Origin of the sequence: Arthrobacter methylotrophus, from assembly GCF_039539965.1 — a bacterium.
Lineage (GTDB): Bacteria > Actinomycetota > Actinomycetes > Actinomycetales > Micrococcaceae > Arthrobacter > Arthrobacter methylotrophus.
On record NZ_BAABED010000001.1, the window covers coordinates 3,718,049 to 3,738,947 of the forward strand.

The following is a 20,899-nucleotide window of genomic DNA, read 5'->3' on the forward strand; positions in this document are numbered from 1 at the left end:
GCGCTGGCTACTCCCGCCCCACGAATACCCGCGCCGCCAGTTGAAATCTGACGAAACCGGCCTTCCTGGACCGCTATTTTCCGCGCGGCAAGCTAAATGAGTCCCTGGGCCAGCATCGCGTCCGCAACCTTCACGAAGCCGCTGATGTTCGCTCCCAGTACGTAGTTCCCCGGGTCACCGTACTCGTCCGCGGTGGCTGAGCAGCGTTCGTGGATCCCGACCATAATCTCGGTGAGCCGTTCTTCGGTGTGCGCGAAGGACCAGGAGTCGCGGCTAGCGTTCTGCTGCATCTCCAGCGCGGACGTCGCCACCCCGCCGGCGTTGGCGGCCTTGCCCGGGCCGAACAGGATGCCGGCTTTTTGGAAGACCACGACGGCGTCTCGCGTCGAGGGCATGTTGGCGCCCTCCCCCACCGCCAGCAGGCCGTTGCGGACCAGCCGGGCGGCAGCGTCGCCATCGAGTTCGTTCTGCGTGGCGCACGGCAGCGCCACCGTCGCGTCGATGTCCCAGACGGAGCCTCCCTCCACATAGGAAACGGCGGAGCGCCGGGCTTCGTAGTCCTTGAGCCGTCCGCGCTCGATCTCTTTGATCTGGCGCAGGAGGTCGACGTCGATCCCGGCCTCATCCACGATGTAGCCGGAGGAATCGGAGCACGCCACAACCGTGGCACCGAGCGCCTGCGCCTTGGCGATCGCGTTGATGGCGACGTTGCCGGAGCCGGAGACCACCACGCGCTGGCCCTCAAACGACTGGCCGCGGGTTTTGAGCATTTCCTCGGTAAAGATCACGGTGCCGTAACCGGTGGCTTCGGGCCGCACCAGCGAACCGCCCCAAGAGATGCCCTTACCGGTGAGGACGCCGGATTCGTAGCGGTTGGTGATCCGCTTGTACTGTCCGAAGAGGTAGCCGATTTCGCGGCCGCCGACGCCGATGTCCCCCGCCGGAACGTCGGTGTATTCGCCGATGTGGCGGTACAGCTCGGTCATGAAGGACTGGCAGAAGCGCATGATCTCGGCGTCCGAGCGTCCTCTGGGGTCGAAGTCGGACCCGCCCTTACCACCGCCGATCGGCATGCCGGTCAGCGCGTTCTTGAAGATCTGCTCGAAGCCGAGGAACTTAATGATCCCTAGGTTTACCGAGGGGTGGAAGCGCAGGCCACCCTTGTAGGGTCCCAACGCCGAATTGAACTCCACCCGGAAACCACGGTTGATCTGGAAGCCGCCGGCATCGTCCGTCCACGGCACCCGGAAGATGATCTGGCGTTCGGGCTCGCAGAGCCGTTCGAGGACTGCGCCTTCAAGGAACTCCGGGTGGCGGTCGTGCACTGGGCCGAGGCTGTCGAAGACCTCAGTGACTGTCTGGTGGAACTCCCCTTCGCCGGGATTTCGTGCCAGCACCGTATCCCGGATGGCTTCAAGCCGTGCGTCCATTGCAACTCCCTATACCTCAGCGCCCGTCACTGGGCGCAACAAATAAGCTTTTCCATAGTTGCACCGGGCCGGATGGGATTGCTAAATGAAGCCCTGACAGGCACTCCGTATGACTCAGATGGCTTAACCTTCCATGCCGGCCGTCCATGATTGGACCCTAAAGGTCTTGCGCCGCCGGGGTCTCGGGTTCTGCCCATTCCAGTGCCGCCGCGAAGTGTCCTTCGTTGGGGAGGGCCTGGTGCCACAGGGGCATGCATCGGGCGAGGTTTGTGAACATCCCACTGCACATAGCCAGCATCTCCAATTATCACCAGACACCCGAAGCCGAGCGAGTTCCTGGAAACGAGGCGCGCCCCTGAGATGGCGGGGGCGCGCCCAGATGCTGCTGGCTTCGTATTAGACGGCCGTATAGCCGCCGTCGATCGGAATGATCGCGCCGGTGATGAACTTCGCCTTGTCGCTCGCGAGGAACGTGATGAGGTCGGCGACCTCCTGCGCCTCGCCAACGCGACCGGCCGGGTGGAGGTTTGCATACTGCTCCAGGGTCGGCTCGTCAATGAGCGGGGTACGGATGACGCCCGGAGCCACCGCGTTCACCCGGATACCCTCCTTGGCGTACATCGTCCCGGCCGCGCGGGTCATGTTGACAACGCCGCCCTTCGAGGCCGAGTAAGCAATGTTGTTCGAGACGGCCACGAGACCGAACATCGAAGCAAGGTTGACAACCACGCCGCCGTCGCCCTGTTTCAGGAGCTGCTCGATGACGTACTTGTTCGTATAGAACACCCCTGAGTAGTCGATGCCATTGGTGCGCTCCCAGTTTTCGACGGTCGAGGTGACGACGTCGCCCTCGCCGCCGACACCCGCCGAGGCGACGGCAATGTGAAGGCTGCCAAACTCCTCGACCGTCTTCGCGACGGCGGCCTCGACGCTCTCGGCCTTTGAAACGTCGCCCTGGACGAACTTCGCGCCGATCTCGTCGGCGACTTCCTGGGATTTGGGGTTGAAGTCGAAGATCATGACCTTCGCACCTTCCGCGATGAAGGTCTTTGCGGTGGCGAGACCGAGCCCCGATCCGCCGCCGGTGATGAATGCGACCTTGTTCTCGAGCTGCATGAGTCAGTCCAATCTGTAAGCGATTGCGGTCACGGTTGTGTCCACGCTCCCGTGATACGCATTTATATATGCGTATGCATTTAGCTTGGCACTAATACTTGATTTGTCAACTAAGTGTGTGACGGCCCACATCTCGCACGACCATTGAGGAAGGGGACTCCTCGGGCGAGAAACCTCAGGACCGGGAGAGCCGGTCGACGGCGCACTATTATTCGGAAAGCGTGCGACTCCAACCTTCGTGGTTGGGACCGTAAATGGTGACCATCCGCGCATTGGCCGGTGCCCGGTGTCTACCAGTTCGCCCTGGATTCAACCGTGCCGAATCCCCCGGAACCGTCACCACGGCCGAAATCAACGTACTTGCCCAGCGCCTGGTCGGCACTGCTGCGGCGGCCAGCGCAGCGGCATCTGCGTGCGGGTCGATCACCTCCAGCGCCGCCTTCGACCCGACCATCAAGGACGGCCGGGCAGCCGCCGTCGCCCCCCGAAGAGCCATTGGGCCGTTCCGCTGGAGACGGGGCCGTTCTATGCCTATCCGGTCAGCTACGGCATTATCCGCGGCCCCTTGACCTGTCCAGACCCGCCGTCTGCGCACGATTTCTCTCTGATGGTGAACGGTGCTGGTCAGTGGCCGGACTCCGTCACAATCTGCTCCGTCTGGTTACTAGCCAATGGCCGCCCCGTCAGGGGATCGGTATCAATGAATCAGACGGGCCGGGTCTGAGGTGGCCCGGCCAAAACCAGGGGGAAGATTATGAAAAGTATCACTAAAAGGCGTGCTGGACGGGTGGTGGGGCCCTTGCTTGCCGTTGCGTCCCTTGCCGCGGGGTCTGTTGCAATGGCATCACCGGCATTCGCCGTCACATTTATCGGGCAGAACCAGCCGACGGTTGTACAAGCCGTCCAAGGCCAGACGACCACGCTTAACTGGACGTACAAAAACACCGGAGGGGCTGGCAACGTCCCCGCTTCAGGTGCCACCATCACCTTCAACGCCCCGGCGGGTACCACGTTCCCTGCCCAGTCCACGGTTCCGTGGTATTACTCCGATGACGGGACTACATTTAGCCAGGTTCAAGCACCTTGGGCCCTGAACGGATGCACGGTGGGTGGCGGCGGAACCACACTCAGCTGCAACGCAGTGGACACTGCGGGGAACTGGAGCTGGACTTCCGGCCGTATCGAGCGGTTCACTCCGCAGGTCAATGTGAGTCCGACCGCGGCCCCTGGAACACAGTCTGCGGCAGCGTCCATGCAGTACACCGACCCTGCGAGCGGCACGAATTACACGATCAACAACGGCACGCTGGACGTGAATGTTGTGTCAAAGATGGAGTCTGAGGCGCCTGCTGTGAACCCGGCCAACACTATTGCCCCGACGCAGACGGGCGATGTGGGGGCCACTGTTGAGAACGCGTGGGGCACCCCTGCAACGGGCAACGTGACGGTTTATCTCACCGCTCCGGCAAATTCAACGTTCACCAGCAACCAGGTGTGGGGTACTGACATCATCCAGGGCGTGCCATCAGCCGGCTCAAGCCCGCGGTTCACGAACTGCACGTTGTCCAACGGGAACAAGAACATGACCTGCAACGGGAACATCACCATCCCCGCAGCCGGTAACGGTCAGCGAAGCGCCGTGAAGTTCACAACCCCCGTAGCTGTTGATCCCTCGGCTGCACAGAACACCCTTTACAGCAACGGCGACTTCAACATGACCAACAGCCCCGGGAACAACAACACCATCAAGGGCGGCCGGACCAACCTGCAGTACAAAACCCCGGTGATTGCTGCGGTCCCCATGATCAACGAGCAAGTCGGCGCAGCCGCAGCAGGCATAATCGGCGCGGCCGGCCTGGCAGCGGGCGGCACCTTCCTATACCGCCGCAGGAACCGGAACCAGACAGCATAAACAGCGGTACCAGCAACACCACGAATGCGCGGAGCAGCCCAACCTCTCCGCGCATTCGTGCATCCAGCTGATGAACGAAATGATCCCCGAGCGGAGGGGATCCATGCAGTCTTGCCGTTTGGGCACCGGCTCTTGGCGGGTGCGATGCTGTACCGATGACCATATGGCCGGGTTTGGGTGTCCGCGGGGGGAATAATATCTGCCACTTGTACACCCTTAGCAGTCGGCATTAGGACGTTCGAGAAGGGCTTTTTGGAGCTCTTGCATCAACGCTTCCACTTCGGCCCCCGGTGATTCCATGATTTCGGCTTGGCCGCCTGGCCACAGGGATTGTCGACCGACTTCCCGTAAGACAGCCGCGAGATCGCGCGCGATCCTTCCCGCGCGTCTGCCCCTCCTTCCCCGCCCGCACCGCCATGAACCCGCTCTGGCATCTGCATGGATTCCTGCGTCGTCATGCCTGCCTGTCGAGAGTGGAAGGACCAAGCGATGCCGAACCGTGAAGCGTCGGAGCGGTTGGCTCCCCGAGCAGGGTGAAGGCTGGTCTTAGCTAACCAGTTGGTGCTGGGGCCCGTTGTTGCCCTAGTCTGCACGCCAAACAGGACGGGCCCCAGCACTTTCTGATGAACCCACACAAAGGTGGGTGCCTGGCTGGCCCGGGAGTATCCGATGGCCGAGGCCAGCCAGTCATGAATTAGTAGCGCAGTGCGGCCGAATCATGACGGAGACGAGGACGGCTCTGGAGTCAGGGTTGCCGACAAGCAACGTCCGGAACCCGCCATCAATTCAGGAGGCCTTCTTCTTTGCATCAATCGCTGTTTGGATGTCGGTGGTGAGGTTGGTCCTGCCGTTCCATTGCTTGCCCTCGATGAATACGGCGGGCGTGCTTGTGATGCCGGCTGCTGCGGCTGCCCGGGTGGAGTGATTGACCCAGGGGCGGAATTGTTTGCTGTCGACGCAGGAGTCGATGTTCGCTGCGCCGACTTCCTTTGCCATGGCCTTGAGGTCCTTGTCGGGGATCCCCGATCCGCCTTCAGCCGGCTGGCGTTCGAAGAGCAGGTTGAAGAAGTCGACGTATTTCTCCGGCGAGGAGTTCACCACGCAAGCAGCCGCATTGGCTGCACGGGAGGAGTAGTTGGTGGTGGAGCTTCGATCCAAGAACCCGACAGGGCGGAACTCGAGGGAGATTCTCCCTTCATTGCGTAGGTTCGTAAGCGACTCACGGTTGGCGGTTTCGATTTGTTTGCAAGCTGGGCAGATGAAGTCAATGTACGCGATGACCTTGACGGGCTTGCCAGCCTCGGCTTCGCCACCGGGGACCGTCACAGTGGCGGGTTTCGTGGCCGCAGAGGCCGGTACATCGGTCACGTTGACGGTGGCCGGTTCTGACTTCACAACTTCGGTCTTCGCCAGCAGCGTCACGCCGCCGTGCACGTTGGCGTTGGCCGGTGTGGGTCCTTGATCGGCGATAGGCGCGTTTTGCTGGATGCTGCTGGTCACCACGAGGGCGATGACTGTGAGGATTGCCACAGCGGCCGCAACGATGCCCCAACCGACAAGGAGCTTTTTGCGTGTGTCCTTCTTTATCTGTGCTTCGCGGATTGCGCGGGCTTTTTCCCGTGCCTGGGCGGTGCGTTCAGCCTTGGTCAGGCGGGATTTATTTACGGGGCTCATCAGTTCCTCGGGATGGTCGAAGGCGTCGTGCGCAGCCAGAGGCAGCAGGGCGCTGTGTCATATCGACGTGGGTTGCGCCGTCAAGGTGTTGCTGTTCCAAGTGCCACTTGACGTGCCTCAGCCTGAATGTGGCGTTGGCTGCATCTACTAGTAGCCCTGGTTTGAACTGGAATGACGGCTCCTGGATCTTTGCCGATGCCGGCAGCCGGGAAATCCTCGTGGCGCTTTCTTGTCCGGTTCTCCGGAAACCGAACAAGAATCCTGCTCGCCAGCGCACGATGTCATCCGGTTTCTGCAGCTCCGAGGCAACAGATACCGAGCCAATCGATCACCGGCACGTCGTCCACCCGGGAGATCCCCTGGTCGGCGAGGAAAACGATGCCCAGGATGTCGACCAGTGAGCGGATCTCCTCGTACCCGGTGTCCGGAATCGTCGCGATGAGGTAGGCGTCGTAGCCTTCGTCCTGCGCTTGGAGTGCCGCGGCGACAAACTGTTCCTTATGCAGTCCGCTCAGGTACCCATAGCCAATGCGGGTTCCCGGGTACTCGGAAGGATATGTTCCCGGCCGCATCCCATGGAAGTAAATTCGCACATGTCCTTGGCCAAGAACTACTTCAGCAGGTGCACGACCGTTATTTCGGTGTGGGCCGGATCGGGCGTCGGATCGCCGTAGATCTCCCAGGAGTGCCCGGCAGACTCCCGGTGATTCGCCGCGATCCACTCCTCGATAGCGATGTATGCCTCATTCATGCGGTGGTACGGCCCATGGTGGACTGCAACGGCAGCCTCGCCGCCAGGCGTTTCGCTCGCGTATACCTCGCCCATCGCCGCAAAGACGCGTGTGACTTCGACGCCGAATTCGCACAGAATGGGGGCATCGGGCTTGTTTGTGTGGTGGTAGACGAAGATGTTGTGGCCGTCCGTCCACAGACCCGGCTGACTGCGAACGAAGTCCCAGACCTTGCCCACCGCCGGTCCCCATGCCGAGCCAACTTCACCCGGCGCGACCACGCGCCGGACGGCGGCCAGCATGCGCGGGCGAACAGTCTGTAAGTTAACGGGGCCGACCATGCCGCGATCGTACATCACATCGGCTTGAGGCTAGCGACACGGGCTACTTGGGCTGAGCCGGGCGTCAGTCTTCCTTCGGTTTCTCGGCGAGCATCACGATGATTCCGCTGGGTCCGCGGAGTTATGTGAGTTTGTAGAGTCCGCTAAGGGGCTCAAGGGGGCGTCGCCCCTCCGTGTCTGCGCCTGGACTGCGTCATATGATGGCCAAGGAGTGGCGGGATGGTCACGTCGCGAGAAAGGACGCAGATGGCAGGCAGGCCGAGGCAGGACAACGGGCAGGTTCAGGGAGCGGCGGCGTCGCTGTTGAATGGTCTTGCTGTGCTGGAAGCCTTTTCCGTTCAGAATCCGGTTCTTGGTGTGACTGAGGTTGCTCAGCGCGTTGGCCTCCACAAGAGCACGGTCTCGCGCATTCTTAGCGGTTTAGCAGAAGCTGGATATGTGCAGCGGGATGAGGAGACTGGACGGTATCGGCTCGGGCTCGGTCTCCTTGCTTTGTCCGGCCCTTTGCTGGCGGACCTGGATGTCCGCCGTGCTGCGCTTCCGTATTTGGAGCAGTTGACCGAAAAAACCCAAGAGACCAGCGCCATTTCCGTCTGGAACGGCTACGAGGCGATCGTCGTGGAACAGGTTGCCAGCCCCTATCAGGTCAAACACACTGCCACCATCGGAACCCGGTACAACAAATTCGAAAGTTCTTCGGTGCGGGTCTTCCTGGCTGAGCTGGCGCCCGCCCTCGCGACCGAACTGATCGAATCCGGGAAGATACTGCGCACGGCGGGAGACGGTTTGCCAGTGGACCACACCACCCACCTGCAGGAAGTCGCCCGTCAGGCTTACGCCGTCAACGACGGTTCCACTACCGAGGAGGAGTTTGGTGTCTCTGCTCCGGTTCGGGATTACCGGGGCAAAGTGGTTGGTTGCATCACCGCATCCGCTCCCCGCTCCCGCGTGCACAAGCTCGCCAGCAGGGACGCCGTGGTTCAAGCCGTGCAACATGCCGCCTCGGAAGTATCCAGCCGTTTGGGCTGGCAGGCTTCCCCGGATGTGACGTGAGCCAGTCAGCACATTGGACTTGTTTCCCCCGGCCGGCTGCCTAGCCGTGTCGACACGCGCTGAGCGGCCTCTAGCACGGCTTCGCGCAGGAGGAACTGACTCTGCTGATGCTGCACCCGGGCCCGGGGTGCGCTCGCCGTGATGCAGCCGACGACGGCGCCACGGTAGTCCCGCACGGGGGCGGACACCCCGTATTCCTCGTAGGTGGTCTCGCCGTCGTTGACGGCGAAGCCTTGTTCCCGAACGCCCGCCAGCTGTTCATGGGCCGCGTCCTCGAGTCCGAGGTAGCCTTCTCGCAGCACGGTCTGGCCAGCCAGAAGGCGGTCCGTCTCTTCGGGCGGCAGTTCGGCGAGGAACACGCGGACTGAAGAGCTGGCGAACTTGTTATAGCGCGTGCCGATCGCCGCGCTGTGCTTGACCTGATGGGGGCTCGCCGTCTGTTCCACAACGATCGCGTTGGTGCCGTTCCAGACGGCGATCGCGGCCGTCTCGCCGGTGGCTTCGGTGAGTTCTTCGAGGTGGGGCAAGGCGGCACGGCGGACGCCGAGTTCGGCCAGCAGCGGTCCCGCCAGGCCGATCATCCCGAGTCCGAGGCGGTATCGCCCGGTGTCTTCGTCGCGCTGCACGTATCCGGCTTCGTCCAGGCCGGTGAGCATCCGGGAGACGGTGCTTTTGTGCAGGCCGACGAGTTCGGAGATCTCCGTGACGCCAAGGAGCGATCGCTTGGCGACGGAGAAGGCTTCGAGGACCGTCAGACCGTTGAGCAGCGATGCTGCCGCCCCTTGCGGTTTGTCAGGAGTGGGTTGTAGGCCCAGCATGAGTTCTCCCTCTCCAGGTGTTTGTGCACGCCACGGCGCGATCCAGGAGATCCAGGACCGCGCCGTAGTGTGAGGATCCAATCAGGCCGCGGATGCCGGACCGCGGGGCTCCGAGAGTGCGGTGCGGCTCAGGCCGGATCCGCGGGGGCCGCCACCTCGGGCTGGGGATCCGAGAGGGTCTTCGGGACTGTGTCCTCGAACTGCGGGAGGCCGTTCAGGTATTCCACCACCGAATCAGTGGACTCCACGTCACCGAACTTGTTGTCGATGTCGTAGAGGTTCCACTGCACGACCCCCGGGACGCGGTCGCCGATGGTCTCCCGGGGGATGATCGGGCGGAAGCCCTTCGCGATGGCGTCCTCGACGGTGTGGCGCACGCACCCGGCCGCGGTCGCACCGGTCACGATCAGGGTGTCGATGCGGTTGGAGGTCAGGAAGAGCTCGAGGTTCGTCCCCGGGAACGCCGAGGCGCGATTCTTCTCGATCACGACCTCGCCCTCCGCGGGCGCAATGCGGTCGTCGATCTGCGCCCAGTAGGAATCCGCCGGAAGGGTCTCCGTGGGGATCTTCGAGTACCACAGGCCCATGTCGTTCGTCCCGGAGGTGGCATCGCGGTTGCGATACACGTTGGTGGTGTAGAAGACCGGGACACCCTTGGCGCGCGCGGCCTCGTTGATCCGCTGGACGTTCGGGATGATCGTCTCCATGCCCGGGCAGCTGAACGGGTGGCCCGGACGGGTCCAAGCGTTCGCGAGGTCGATGTGAATGACGGCTGGGCGGTTGCCGTAGCCGATCCGACGCCTGAAGCCTCGCTCGTTGTAGATGTCCGTGCCTGCTGCGAACGCCTCCTCCAGCACTGCTGCAAGTCGGGCTTCGATGTCGTTGAACGTCTCTGTTGTCATGGCTGTCTCCACTCTCTCGGGACCGGGTTTCCCCCGTCCGCAATTTGTTGCTGTGCCATCACAGTAGTTGCTGAATGTGCAACATGCAATCCCTTTTTTGGATTGCTCGGAATTCCCCACATCCGACTTGAATGTACAAAGGGGGTGCCTCAAAAAAAGATCGGTCAACCATTGCATGTTGCTCCCACGGGAACTACATTGCTTAGTAAGCAACTTTGTGACCTACAGCACATTGATTTGCGGTCTAACCCCAGTGGACTCCAACCCGGGGCTCGCCTAATGGCCGAGAGGCCCACCCAGGCTTTCCCCTTCAACGCAGTCCTGAGCCTCACTTCCGAAAGGACACATTATGAAGCGCATCGGAGTAGACGTCGGCGGCACCTTCACCGACTTGTATTTTTCGGACGACGATCAGCGCATCGCCGTTGTGGAAAAGGTTCCCTCGACCCCGCACGACCCGTCCGAGGCCGTGGTCAACGGCATCATAAAACTCTGCGCGAAGGCCGGGGTCTCGCTTTCGGAGATCGACCAGCTGGTGCACGGGACCACGGTCGCCACGAACACCGCGCTGACGCACACCGGCGCCGAGGTCGGGATGATCACTACCGAGGGTTTCCGGGACATCCTGCACATTGCCCGTCACAAGAAGCCGTACAACTTCTCCCTCCAGCAGGATCTGCCTTGGCAGACCAAGCCCCTGATCAAGCGCCGCCATCGGCTCACCGTCAAGGAGCGCATCACCGCGCCGAACGGCGACGTCCTGGTTCCCCTGGACGAGGACGAGGTCCGGGAGCGCGTGCGCGAACTGCAGGCGGCCGGCGTCGAAGCCATCGCCGTTTGCCTGCTGCACTCCTATCTGAACCCCGCCCACGAGCAGCGGATCGGGGAGATCGTCGCGGAGGAGTTCCCCGAGGCTTACTTGTCCCTTTCCAGCGAGATCGTACCCTTGTACCGCGAATACGAGCGGTTCTCCACCACGGCGCTGAATGCTTACGTCGGCCCCCGGGTCTCGCGTTACCTGTACCGCCTGCAGGAGCAGGCCGAAAGCCTGGGCTACAAGCGCGAAATCCTGCTGATGCAGTCCTCCGGCGGTATGGTTCCAATCAAGGAGGCTGCCAAGCGGCCCGTCACACTGATGATGTCCGGGCCCGTCGGCGGCCTGATCGGCGGCATGTGGGCCGGTCGTCAGTCCGGTTTCGAGAACGTTGTGACCCTGGACATCGGTGGTACCTCGGCGGACATCGGTGTGGCCTACCAGGGTGAACTGCGCATGCGTCACCTCTTGGACACCAAGATCGGCGACCATCAGGCCATGGTCCCCATGGTGGACATCGACACCATCGGTGCCGGCGGCGGCTCCATCGCCTACGTCGACGCAGGCGGGGTCTTCCGGGTCGGTCCCCAGTCGGCCGGCGCCGTCCCGGGCCCCGTTTGCTATGGCCGCGGCGGGACGGAGCCGACATCGACCGACGCCCAGATGTTGCTGGGCCGCATGCGTCCCGACCGGGTCCTGGCAGGCTCAGGCATGGATCTGGATCTCGAGGGCGCTCGAAAAGCGATGGAAGGGCTCGCAGAAAAGCTCAACATGTCCGTGGACCAGGCAGCCCTCGGCGCGCTGCAGATCCAGAAGTTCGGCATGACGCAGGCGATTGAACAGAACTCCGTACGCCGCGGCTACGATCCTCGCGACTTCACCCTCGTCGCCGCCGGGGGTGCCGGAGCGCTGTTCGCCTGCGAGATCGCAGCTGAACTGGAGGTCCCGAAGGTTCTGATCCCGGCCCACCCCGGCATCATCGCCGCCACCGGTCTGCTGGCCACTGACGAGAAATATGAGTTCGTCGCCACCAGGCGGTTCACCTTCGCCAACGCAGATCCTGCCGCCATCCAGGCCTCCTACGAGCAGTTGGAGCGTGACGCCAACGCCCAGCTCGATGCCGAGGACGTCCCGGCCGAACGGCGCAAGCTTGAATGGCTCGCCGATGCGCGCTACGAGGGCCAAGGATACGAGATCCGATTCACCACCCCCGCCGGTCCGGTCAATCAGGTCTGGCTGGAAAAGGCCGAGGCAGCCTTCCACGACGCCCACTTTGAGGAGTACGGCCACCGCTTCAAGAACGGCACCGTGGAGGTCATTAACATCCGGGTCGAGGCCAGCGCGGTGATGGATGACCTGCCCACGCCGGAAGCGACGAAGTCCGGTTCCCTCAAAGATGCCCTGGTGGAAACACGCCCGGTGACCTTTGAACAGGATGGCAAGCCAGTCACCTTGGACACGGGCTTCTATGATCGCGACAGGATGGGCGTGGGAATCACCTTCGCCGGCCCCGCCATCATCGAGCAGTACGACTCCACGACGGTTATTCCTCCGGGATTCTCCGGAACGGTGGACGCAGCCGGCAACCTCGTCATCGACTGCCCGGCCGCCGCCCAGAGCGCCGAGAAACTGGCCACCCCGATCCTGATGCGCGTGATCGGCGGCGCCCTGAACTCAGCGGCCAAGGAAATGGCCTCGGTGCTGTTCCGCATGGCTTACTCCTCGATCATCCGCGAGTCCGAGGACCTCGGCGCAGGCCTGTTCGACAAGGACGGCAACGTGCTGGCCGAGTCCGACTCCACGCCAATGTTCATGGGCTCCATGCCCAAGATCGTCAAGGGCGTGATCTCGGTGCTCGGCGACGACATCCACGACGGTGACATCATCCTGCACAACGATCCGTATCTGGGCGCCACGCACTCTCCCGATGTGGCGATCATCGAACCGATCTTCCACGACGGGGAGCTCGTCGGCTTCGCCGGCGCCTCGGGCCAGCTGATCGACAATGGCGGCGCGTACTCCGGGCTGATGGTGGACATCCAGGACATCCAGTCCGAGGGCACCATTTTCCGGGCGGTCAAGATCTCCGAGAAGGGCGTACGCCAGGAATCGCTGATCCGGCACATCCTTAACAACACCCGGACACCCACCTCCAACGAGGGCGATTTCCAGGCCATGATCGCCGCCTGCGAGTTGGCCAAGACCCGCTACACCGCCCTCATTGAGCGCTACGGTTTTGGCGCGGTGCGCGAGGCCGGCCAGAGCTGGATCGACTACTCCGAGCGGATGTTGCGCCAGGAGATCGCCAAGATCCCCGACGGCGTCTACGAGACAGAGGTCGGCTACCTGGACGACGACGGCCGCAACTACGGCAAGAAGCTGCCGATCGTCGTGAAGGTGATCATCGAGGGTGACGAGATCACCTACGACCTGACCGGATCGTCCGAACAAGTACCCACCGCCTACAACTGCGCCTTCGAGGGCACCACCGTCTCGGCGTTCACGTTCATCACCCGCATGATGTTCCTGGACGAGGTCGCCTTCCCGGTGTTCGTGCCCCAGAACGAGGGCATGCTCAAGCCGTTGAAGGTGATCGCCCCGGAAGGCACCATCTTCAACCCGAAGTACCCGGCGGCGACCTTCTCGCGGTTCTCCCAAGTGCAGCGCGCCGTCGACCTGGCCCTGCGGGCCCTCGCCCCCGTTATCCCCGAACGGGTCACCGCCGGCAACTCCGCCCACATCCACTTCATCTCCTACTCCGGATGGGACGAGAAGCAGGGCGAGTACTGGGTTTACCTCGAGGTCAACGAGGGCTCCTACGGCGGACGCGCCACCAGCGACGGGCCGGACTCCGTGGACAACCTCATCGCCAACACCCGCAACAACCCGATCGAGGAGCTCGAGTGGAGGTTCCCGATGCGCACCGACCGCTATGAACTGCGTTCCGAGCCGGCAGCGGCCGGGGAGTTCCGCGGCGGCATTGGCATCATCCGCGAGAACACGTTCCTGACCGACACCGCGATCACCTGCGAGGGTGAACGCCACGAGTCGGATGTACCGTGGGGCGCCTTCGGCGGGCATGAGGGCCTCAACGGATCGCTCGTGAAAAACCCCGGCCGGGCGGGCGAAGAGTCCTGGCCCTCCAAGGTCACCGGCCGCCAGCTGCTGGCAGGAGACTCCCTCCAGATCACCGTGCCCAGCGGTGGAGGCTTCGGCGACCCGCATCGAAGGGACCCGCTGAAGGTCCTGGAGGACGTGCTGGACGGCTTCACGACCGCGGAGGCGGCAGCCCGGGACTACGGCGTGGTCCTCAGGGAGGTCAACGGCCAGCTGACGGTCGACTTGGCGGCCACCGCCGAACGCCGCGAGGCTTTGGTCTCGGAGTTCAGTTCCGCGACCTGAGCCAGAAGCAGCAGTGAGGAGGCGGCCTGGAGCCAGTCAGCGACCAGGCCGCCCCCTTCGTTCCGGATTTATCACATTGCCCACCTACCCCCGTGAATTAGGAACCGCTATGTCCACTGCCTCAACCTTTCAATTTGTCGAGTCTGATGTCCGGCCCAAGGACGTCCGGCTCGCCACCTGGATCTGCTTCTTCGCCTGGACCTTCGCCGTCTATGACTTCGTCCTGTTCGGCAACCTCCTTCCGAAACTGGCCTCAGACCTCGGCTGGAGCGCTGCCCAGTCCACGGGGATAAATACCTGGGTGACCGCCGGCACTGCGCTCGTGGCCTTCGCGATCGGCCCGATTGTCGACCGGATCGGCCGCCGCAAGGGCATCCTGATCGCGGTCGCCGGTGCCGCCGTCGCTTCCCTACTGACCGCCACTGTCGGCTGGGTTGCGGGCATTGCTGCCGGCCTTGGACTCGTCTTCCTGGTCCTCGTGCGTTCACTGGCTGGTCTCGGCTACGCCGAGCAGGCCATCAACGCGGCCTACCTTAACGAAATGTTCGCCCACCAGAGCAACCCCGCCAAGGCCCGCCGCCGCGGTCTCATCTACTCACTCGTCCAGTCAGGCTGGCCGGTCGGCTCCGTACTGGCTGCCGGGTCCGTCTACCTGCTGTTCCCCATCGGCGGGTGGGCGCTCTGCTTCGCCGTAGCCGCCATCCCCGCCGTCTTCATCGTCATCGCCGGACGCTGGCTGAAGGAGAGTCCCCAGTTCGGCCACCGTCACCAAATTGACAAGATGATCAAGCACGGCCGGGTGGAAGAGGCGCAGCAGCTCGGAAACAAATACGGAATCGACGTCTCCGAGAAGGCCAGCCCCCTCGTTTCGGTCTTCCGCGGGGAATCGCTGAGGTCCACCCTGACGATCGGCGGGGCCTTCCTCCTGAACTGGCTGGGCGTCCTTGCATTCGCGATCCTTGGCACCTCGCTGCTTACGGCACCGGACGGCAAGAACATCGAGTTCGACAACGCGCTGCTGGTCCTGGTCATCTCCAATGCCACGGCCTTCGCCGGCTACCTGTTCCACGGCTGGTTGGGCGACCGGATCGGGCGCCGCAACGCGATCGGGATCGGCTGGATCCTATGTGCCGTCTCCTTCTTCATCATGCTCCAGGCACCGAACGGGAACTTCCCGCTCATCATCGGGCTGTACAGTGCCGGGCTGTTCTTCCTCATCGGCCCCTTCTCCGCCCTGCTGTTCTTCACTGGCGAGAGCTTCCCCGTCCACACCCGGGCAACGGGCAGCTCCATCATCAACGCCTCCGGCCAGGTCGGAGCGATCATCGGCGGGCTGCTGATCACCGCCACTCTCGCCTCCGGCGGCGGCTGGATCAACGCCACCCTTTGGTGGGGTGTCCTCCCCATCCTGGCCTCCGGCCTGCTTATCTTTGCCGCCCGGAACGTCGACCCCAGCAAGGTCCGCAAAGACTGACAGGCCGAACCGCACCACAAACACCATCCGCACCGCGAGAATTCCCTGGACCCCGGGGAGTTCTCGCGGTGCGGACGACTTTAAGATGCAGGAAGAAGCTGCCGGGCCCGCTCGTCCTGCTAAGCGTCCTTGCGCGACTTGGCCTGCTCCACCAGCTCGGTCATCCAGGGCCGGTGCCCTCGGTGGAGCACCATGCCCTCGGTTAGCCCTCGGACGGAGGCGGTGGAACCGGAAATGTCGATGGAGATCCGGCCGCCTGCCATGGGCGCATTGGCGACGTGCAGCTCGCCGTAGGACTCCGGCAGCACCGGGTCTAGCCACACGCCACCAAGAGATACGTGCGCGTCGTACCGCATCAGGCTTGTCACAAGCAGGACCGGCGCGGTGGCGGACCAGGCCTGCGGCGAGCACGCCGTCGGATACGGCACGGGCTGGCCAAACCGTTCCCGGTCAAAGCCGCAGAAGAGCTCGGGCAGCCGGCCGTCCGAGTACTCGGCGGCCTCCAGGAGGGCCGTGGCGATCCGCTGCGCTTCTTCGACGAAACCATAGCGCACCAGGCCCGCCGCAATAATGGCGTTGTCGTGCGGCCAGACCGAGCCGTTATGGTAGCTCGCCGGGTTGTAGGCTCCCATGTCGGAAGCCAGTGTGCGTACGCCCCAGCCGGAGAACATCTGAGGGGACATTAGCTTCTCGGCTACCAGCGGCGCCTTGTCCTCATCCACCAGACCGAACCAGAGGCAATGGCCCATATTAGAGGCACAGGCATCGACGGGGCGCTTGTCCTTATCCAGCGCGATCGCGTAGTAGCCGCGATCGGGAAGCCAGAACTGTTCGTTGAACCGTGTCTTCAGCTGTGCCGCCCGGTCGGTGAGCTCGTCAGCCAAGGCCGTGTTGCCGGCGTCGTAGGCCATCCACGCACGCGCCATGTACGCCGAATAGACGTAGGCTTGGACCTCGCACAAGGCGATCGGCGGTTCCGCCAGGGTGCCGTCCGCGAAGTTGATCCCGTCCCAGGAATCCTTCCAGCCCTGGTTGATCAGCCCCCGATCATTCAAGCGTTCATATTCGACAAAGCCGTCGCCGTCACGGTCACCGTAGTCGCGGATCCAGTCCAGTGCCCGATCCGCGTTGGGCAGCAGGGCGGCAATGGTCTCCTTGGCGAACCCCCAGCGGCTGACGGCTCCAAGCACGCTCACAAAGAGCGGGGTCGCATCGACGCTGCCATAATATTCTGGCTTACCGCCCAGGGACAGACCGCTGGAGACACCGAGCCGGACCTCGTGCAGGATCTTGCCCGGCTCCTCCTCACTCACCGGGTCAAACACCCGGCCTTGGCGGTCGGCCAGGGTCTGCAGCGTGCCCAGGGCGAGGGACGGGTCCACCGGCAGCGCCATTTCCGAGGCCCAGAGTGAGTCGCGGCCGAACAGAGTCATGAACCAGGGCGCCCCGGCGGCGACTACCACCCGCTCCGGATGGTCGGGGTCCTCGATCCTGAGCGCGCCCAGATCGTCGTAGCTGCGTTGCAGGGTGCGTTCGATGGAACGGTTTCCCATCCGCAACACCGGGATCCTGGCCACCCACTCCAACCGGCGCCGGTCCCGAGGAGACATGCCCCCTGGCTCCGGACGAACAAACGGTATCGCCGGACCGGATCCGTCCACGGCCGGCACCACGCTCAACAGGGTGCTCCAGTGGCCGTGCGGCGGGACAACTGTGCGATATGTCAGGGCGTCCGGCCCGACATCGGCGCCGTCGGCGTGGATGACGGTCCCCTTGCGGGCATCCTGCCAGGCGGCCTTGATCGTCAGTGAACCAGCGTCCGGCTGCCGGGTTTCGTCCCAGTGCCGCTGGATGCGCGCTTCCTTGACCTCGAACAGATCGGCAAAATCCGCTTCGATGCTGAGCGAGACCACACATTCAACCGGATCCAGCGAATAGTTCCGGACGGTGATCTCCTCCAGGATGCCGGCTCCCACCTCGCGCAGCCGCTCCACAATCAGGGGGCTGTCCGCATACCCGTCAGCACGGGCAACACGGCCGGCGAACAGCGCCCGGTAGGGTTCCTTCATTTCCGCTGCCAACGGCTCCAGCTGCTGGCCATTGACGGTCAGGCTCCAGCGGGACAGGATGCGCGTGTCCTGGAAGAAGACCCCGTGCGGCAGCTCGGGTTGGATGTCCCCGTTCGGCAAGGAGATGCAGAAGGACGAACCTTCCACCAACGTGATCGTCCCGGCACCCATCGGGCCGGCCGCCGTATCGGCATTCCATCCAGCCATTTCCGGCTCCTCAAACGGATATTGGCACGGTACGGCGGCGGGCCAGCCCCGGTCAGGCTGGGAGGGGCGGCCACCGCCGTCGTACTAATTGACGCTACGCCCGTCGGCTCTCCGCTGCCAGAGGCCGCGTTGACTCTCTAAGAGCTCCACGAAGGGGCCCGGGGACGATCCCACACCCTAGAACTGGGTGGTGCCGCGCAACTGGCGCGGACGGCCGTCGGGGTCGACGACGAGGCGGCCGATCAGATCCGCCCAGAAACGTTGGAGAGGCGGCACCGGTTCTGGAGTGTGGCGGCGCACGTGTCCGGTGGGGCGGGGCGGGCGGCGCCCGGTTTCGTGCCAGTGGTCGAGGGTGTCGGCAGTGGTGTTCCAAAGGTTGAGCCCAGCCGCCGGGTCGCCGAGTTGGGGATCGTCCTCATCCAAGCCCAGGTGTTCTGCCCAGAGTTGGAGCCGGAGCGCGCGGGCCAACGGCCGGGAAGCCTCGTGGCCGGTGTCCGTTCCGTGGGGTTCCCGGTTATCGGCGGTGGTGTCGAGTACGGCGCAGGTGAGCTCGCTGTCGGTAGTCCAGGATCGGCGGTTGAAATTGTCTGAGCCGCAGGTGAACCAGGTGTCGTCGATGATGCAGATCTTGGCGTCGACGTAGATCGGAGTTCCGGAGCTGTTCTCCAGGTCGAACACGCCGACCCTGCCGGGCGCGACCCGGTGCAGCATTCCGAGGGCGCGCAATTGCCCGATTCGGCTAGGCAGTCCCGCTAGTGGGCCGTCAGAGTCGGGATAGCGGGGCACGACGGCGATCACGTTCAAGTCGGGGTTCCGCTCGAGGGCGTCAGCGATTCCGGCTGCGACCTCTGTCGACCACAGATACTGATCCTCGATGTAAATCAGCGAGCGGGCACGAGCGAAGGCTTTCGCATAGCCGCGGGCAACGCTGCGTTCCCCTGCCGGCGCGAACGGAAACGGGGGACGTTTCACCCCATAGGTGCGCAGCAGCTGCACGGCATGAGGGCCTGCCGGTGGTGGTGGCGGTGCAGAGGCCGGTAGCGGTTTGGGGTGCCGGGGCATACGGGCCAGACGTTGCAGCAGCATCCGGTAGGGGGTGCGTCGGTCGAGGGGATGGGGGTCATTCCACCGTTCGGCGAACACTGCCAGCACATCTGCGACCACGGGGCCACGCAGTTCAAGGGCGGCGTCGTGCCACGGGGGTCGTTTCCCGTACCGGGAATCCATGGTCACCGCTTGCGGGTCTCCCGCGTGGTCGGCGTCGTCTCGACGACCGTGGGAAAGGTCGAGCCCGCCAACGAATGCGATGTCCCGCGCCGGATCGTCACGACGGCGGATGACCAACATTTTCTGGTGATGGGAGCCGAACCGGCGTACACGCTGATCCAACAGCACTTCTCCGCCGGCGTCGTTGATCTTACGGCTCAGGAGCTCGTTGGACCGGCCGCTCATTGGGGCCGATACTCGCTCTCCGTGGGATCTCCAGACAAGGCCCCGCACTTCGACCCCTGCGCGGGCCAACCCCGCGAGCACGTCCCCGATCGACGGTCCATCCTCCAGCAGCCGCTCATCGGCGTCGCCCCGCCAGTCGGTGAACCATACACGGTCCCCCGCCTGCAGAGTAGTCAGCTCCTCATATAGTCGGGTGAAGTAGCTCGCTCCATGAATCAAGGGCCGAACCAGGTTGCCCTCAGACCACGACGGACACCCGGCACTTCCCGCGTGCACGTCTGTGTCCAGATTCCCCCGCTCAGCGCGACTCAGGAACCAGGTACCAGCATCACTGTCCACTCGGTGCTCCTTTCGGGGCCAGGCCAGGCCGCTGGTGTCCGGTCTTCACATAGCCTACGGCTGTGCCGGTCAGTGAAAGACTAGGGCGTGGACTGGCCCGCGTGGGCAGTGTGCACGATTCGACCCCGCAATAATGGAAGATAACGTCACTTATCAAATATCTGTGCAATGTAAATCTGTGCAATGTAAGGCGGAAAACGATGGGTGTTGGCGCACAAGGCACATCAGACGACAGGTCAGCGGGAGGCAAAGGCGAACTCAGCGAAGACCGCTTCGTCGGTGACACTGATCTGGCCCAATGGAAGACCCCCGCAGGCAGGTGGCTTGCCTCCCGTGCACAGCGGCTCAGCGCCCGTCTCGGCCCATACGGTGTGCTGATCCTGACCCTTGCCGCCGGAGCGATCATCGCATCGCTGCTGGCCTTCACGACAGGCTGGGTCTACGACGCTGTGACAGAAGCGGATGGCGTGGCCGCCCTGGACCACCCGGCGTTGGAGGCGGCGAAGGCCCTGCGCAGCCCCGCACTGGACGCCGCAGCCACTGCCTACACCGACCTGGGCGGAGGAATCGGGATGCCGATCCTGGCCGCGATCGCCACGGCCGTGCTGGTCCTCCGCCGCCGCTCCTGGACCCCGGGGATCCTCATCGTGACCGCCGCAGCCGGCTCCCTGTTCATGACCATCGCCGGCAAGCAGCTTATCGGCCGCGCCCGGCCCCCGCTTAGCGACGCCGTGCCTCCCTATGAGTATTCCCCCTCGTTTCCCAGCGGGCACTCGCTAAACTCGTTCGTGATCGCCGGAATCGTCGCTTACGTGATCATCCTGCGTTGCCGCTCCCGCCGGGCCCGCGCCTGGACAGTGACCACCGCGGCCATCTTCGCCCTGACTATCGGCCTCAGCCGAGTGTTCCTGGGCCACCACTGGTTAACCGATGTCCTGGCGGCCTGGACCCTCGGCGCCGCCTGGCTGGTCCTGGTCATCACCGCCCACCGTGTTTACCTCACCGCCAGAAAGACTCAAAAGCTCAGCCACTCCCGGGGCGAGACTCCAGGCGGATGAAGGAGGGAAACGCTTCTGCTTGCGCCCCCCCATTGAGCACCCGACGAACATCAGCCACATGCGGAGTGGAACACTCCAGACCAATTACATCTCTTTACGGATAACTC

At 63.7% G+C, this 20,899-nt stretch carries 17 protein-coding genes; 6 read left to right on the top strand and 11 right to left on the bottom strand.

Annotated features, from left to right (window positions below; all coding sequences use genetic code 11):
* Positions 1-92 precede the first annotated feature (92 nt).
* Positions 93-1,430, bottom strand: coding sequence for an NADP-specific glutamate dehydrogenase (gene gdhA, locus ABD884_RS19200; protein WP_345049846.1), 1,338 nt, complete (start codon positions 1,428-1,430; stop codon positions 93-95).
* Positions 1,431-1,826: 396 nt separating this feature from the next.
* A complete protein-coding gene (locus tag ABD884_RS19205; RefSeq protein ID WP_028266033.1) occupies positions 1,827-2,546 on the bottom strand; it encodes an SDR family NAD(P)-dependent oxidoreductase in 720 nt (239 codons plus the stop codon).
* Positions 2,547-2,800: 254 nt separating this feature from the next.
* Here ABD884_RS19205 and ABD884_RS19210 point away from each other — a divergent pair, with 254 nt between their 5' ends.
* On the top strand, positions 2,801-3,115 hold the full coding sequence (locus ABD884_RS19210; protein WP_345049853.1) for a hypothetical protein: 315 nt from the start codon (positions 2,801-2,803) through the stop codon (positions 3,113-3,115).
* Between the two features lie 185 nt (positions 3,116-3,300).
* Entirely contained in the window at positions 3,301-4,458 is a 1,158-nt protein-coding gene (locus ABD884_RS19215; protein WP_345049856.1) for a COG1361 family protein, read from the top strand.
* A gap of 266 nt (positions 4,459-4,724) precedes the next feature.
* On the opposite strand, the gene ABD884_RS19220 is transcribed toward ABD884_RS19215, so the two are convergent.
* The 5 genes from ABD884_RS19220 to ABD884_RS19240 all read right to left on the bottom strand — a co-directional run bounded on the left by ABD884_RS19220 (position 4,725) and on the right by ABD884_RS19240 (position 7,204).
* Positions 4,725-5,051, bottom strand: coding sequence for a hypothetical protein (locus ABD884_RS19220; RefSeq protein ID WP_345049859.1), 327 nt, complete (start codon positions 5,049-5,051; stop codon positions 4,725-4,727).
* Between the two features lie 193 nt (positions 5,052-5,244).
* Positions 5,245-6,132, bottom strand: a complete 888-nt coding sequence (locus ABD884_RS19225; protein ID WP_345049864.1) for a DsbA family protein — start codon at positions 6,130-6,132, stop codon at positions 5,245-5,247.
* Entirely contained in the window at positions 6,116-6,409 is a 294-nt protein-coding gene (locus ABD884_RS19230; protein WP_345049868.1) for a hypothetical protein, read from the bottom strand. Before ABD884_RS19230 ends, ABD884_RS19225 begins: the two co-directional genes overlap by 17 nt.
* Before the next feature lie 4 nt (positions 6,410-6,413).
* Positions 6,414-6,725, bottom strand: a complete 312-nt coding sequence (locus tag ABD884_RS19235; protein WP_345049870.1) for a hypothetical protein — start codon at positions 6,723-6,725, stop codon at positions 6,414-6,416.
* 17 nt (positions 6,726-6,742) lie between these two features.
* Positions 6,743-7,204, bottom strand: a complete 462-nt coding sequence (locus ABD884_RS19240; RefSeq protein WP_345049874.1) for a GyrI-like domain-containing protein — start codon at positions 7,202-7,204, stop codon at positions 6,743-6,745.
* A gap of 219 nt (positions 7,205-7,423) precedes the next feature.
* Here ABD884_RS19240 and ABD884_RS19245 point away from each other — a divergent pair, with 219 nt between their 5' ends.
* Complete coding sequence (locus tag ABD884_RS19245; RefSeq protein WP_345049880.1) at positions 7,424-8,257, top strand: IclR family transcriptional regulator; 834 nt, start codon at positions 7,424-7,426, stop codon at positions 8,255-8,257.
* A 5-nt stretch (positions 8,258-8,262) separates the two neighbouring features.
* On the opposite strand, the gene ABD884_RS19250 is transcribed toward ABD884_RS19245, so the two are convergent.
* Positions 8,263-9,075, bottom strand: coding sequence for an IclR family transcriptional regulator (locus ABD884_RS19250; protein ID WP_345049886.1), 813 nt, complete (start codon positions 9,073-9,075; stop codon positions 8,263-8,265).
* A 128-nt stretch (positions 9,076-9,203) separates the two neighbouring features.
* On the bottom strand, positions 9,204-9,977 hold the full coding sequence (locus tag ABD884_RS19255) for an N-carbamoylsarcosine amidohydrolase (RefSeq protein ID WP_345049889.1): 774 nt from the start codon (positions 9,975-9,977) through the stop codon (positions 9,204-9,206).
* Between the two features lie 349 nt (positions 9,978-10,326).
* Between ABD884_RS19255 and ABD884_RS19260 the strand changes: the two genes are divergently transcribed.
* Together ABD884_RS19260 and ABD884_RS19265 are read left to right on the top strand one after the other, a co-directional pair.
* Positions 10,327-14,193: a hydantoinase B/oxoprolinase family protein gene (locus ABD884_RS19260; RefSeq protein ID WP_345049895.1), complete on the top strand. Its 3,867-nt coding sequence runs from the start codon at positions 10,327-10,329 to the stop codon at positions 14,191-14,193.
* A gap of 109 nt (positions 14,194-14,302) precedes the next feature.
* The gene (locus ABD884_RS19265) at positions 14,303-15,667 is read left to right on the top strand and encodes an MFS transporter (protein WP_345049898.1); all 1,365 of its coding nucleotides are present in this window, start codon (positions 14,303-14,305) and stop codon (positions 15,665-15,667) included.
* Positions 15,668-15,786: 119 nt separating this feature from the next.
* On the opposite strand, the gene ABD884_RS19270 is transcribed toward ABD884_RS19265, so the two are convergent.
* A complete protein-coding gene (locus ABD884_RS19270) occupies positions 15,787-17,943 on the bottom strand; it encodes an amylo-alpha-1,6-glucosidase (protein WP_345049903.1) in 2,157 nt (718 codons plus the stop codon).
* A gap of 177 nt (positions 17,944-18,120) precedes the next feature.
* Entirely contained in the window at positions 18,121-19,734 is a 1,614-nt protein-coding gene (locus ABD884_RS19275; protein ID WP_345049906.1) for a phospholipase D family protein, read from the bottom strand.
* Positions 19,735-19,934: 200 nt separating this feature from the next.
* Between ABD884_RS19275 and ABD884_RS19280 the strand changes: the two genes are divergently transcribed.
* Positions 19,935-20,792, top strand: a complete 858-nt coding sequence (locus tag ABD884_RS19280; RefSeq protein ID WP_345049909.1) for a phosphatase PAP2 family protein — start codon at positions 19,935-19,937, stop codon at positions 20,790-20,792.
* Positions 20,793-20,899: the final 107 nt, after the last annotated feature.

Bases quoted from the DNA above. Each gene is read 5' to 3' on its own strand.
- ABD884_RS19270 (WP_345049903.1), bottom strand. From the start codon at position 17,943: ATGGCTGGATGGAATGCCGATACGGCGGCCGGCCCGATGGGTGCCGGG.
- ABD884_RS19255 (WP_345049889.1), bottom strand. From the start codon at position 9,977: ATGACAACAGAGACGTTCAACGACATCGAAGCCCGACTTGCAGCAGTG.
- ABD884_RS19280 (WP_345049909.1), top strand. From the start codon at position 19,935: ATGGGTGTTGGCGCACAAGGCACATCAGACGACAGGTCAGCGGGAGGC.
- ABD884_RS19210 (WP_345049853.1), top strand. From the start codon at position 2,801: ATGGTGACCATCCGCGCATTGGCCGGTGCCCGGTGTCTACCAGTTCGC.
- gdhA (WP_345049846.1), bottom strand. From the start codon at position 1,430: ATGGACGCACGGCTTGAAGCCATCCGGGATACGGTGCTGGCACGAAAT.
- ABD884_RS19245 (WP_345049880.1), top strand. From the start codon at position 7,424: ATGGTCACGTCGCGAGAAAGGACGCAGATGGCAGGCAGGCCGAGGCAG.
- ABD884_RS19205 (WP_028266033.1), bottom strand. From the start codon at position 2,546: ATGCAGCTCGAGAACAAGGTCGCATTCATCACCGGCGGCGGATCGGGG.
- ABD884_RS19215 (WP_345049856.1), top strand. From the start codon at position 3,301: ATGAAAAGTATCACTAAAAGGCGTGCTGGACGGGTGGTGGGGCCCTTG.
- ABD884_RS19240 (WP_345049874.1), bottom strand. From the start codon at position 7,204: ATGGTCGGCCCCGTTAACTTACAGACTGTTCGCCCGCGCATGCTGGCC.
- ABD884_RS19260 (WP_345049895.1), top strand. From the start codon at position 10,327: ATGAAGCGCATCGGAGTAGACGTCGGCGGCACCTTCACCGACTTGTAT.
- ABD884_RS19225 (WP_345049864.1), bottom strand. From the start codon at position 6,132: ATGAGCCCCGTAAATAAATCCCGCCTGACCAAGGCTGAACGCACCGCC.
- ABD884_RS19250 (WP_345049886.1), bottom strand. From the start codon at position 9,075: ATGCTGGGCCTACAACCCACTCCTGACAAACCGCAAGGGGCGGCAGCA.
- ABD884_RS19265 (WP_345049898.1), top strand. From the start codon at position 14,303: ATGTCCACTGCCTCAACCTTTCAATTTGTCGAGTCTGATGTCCGGCCC.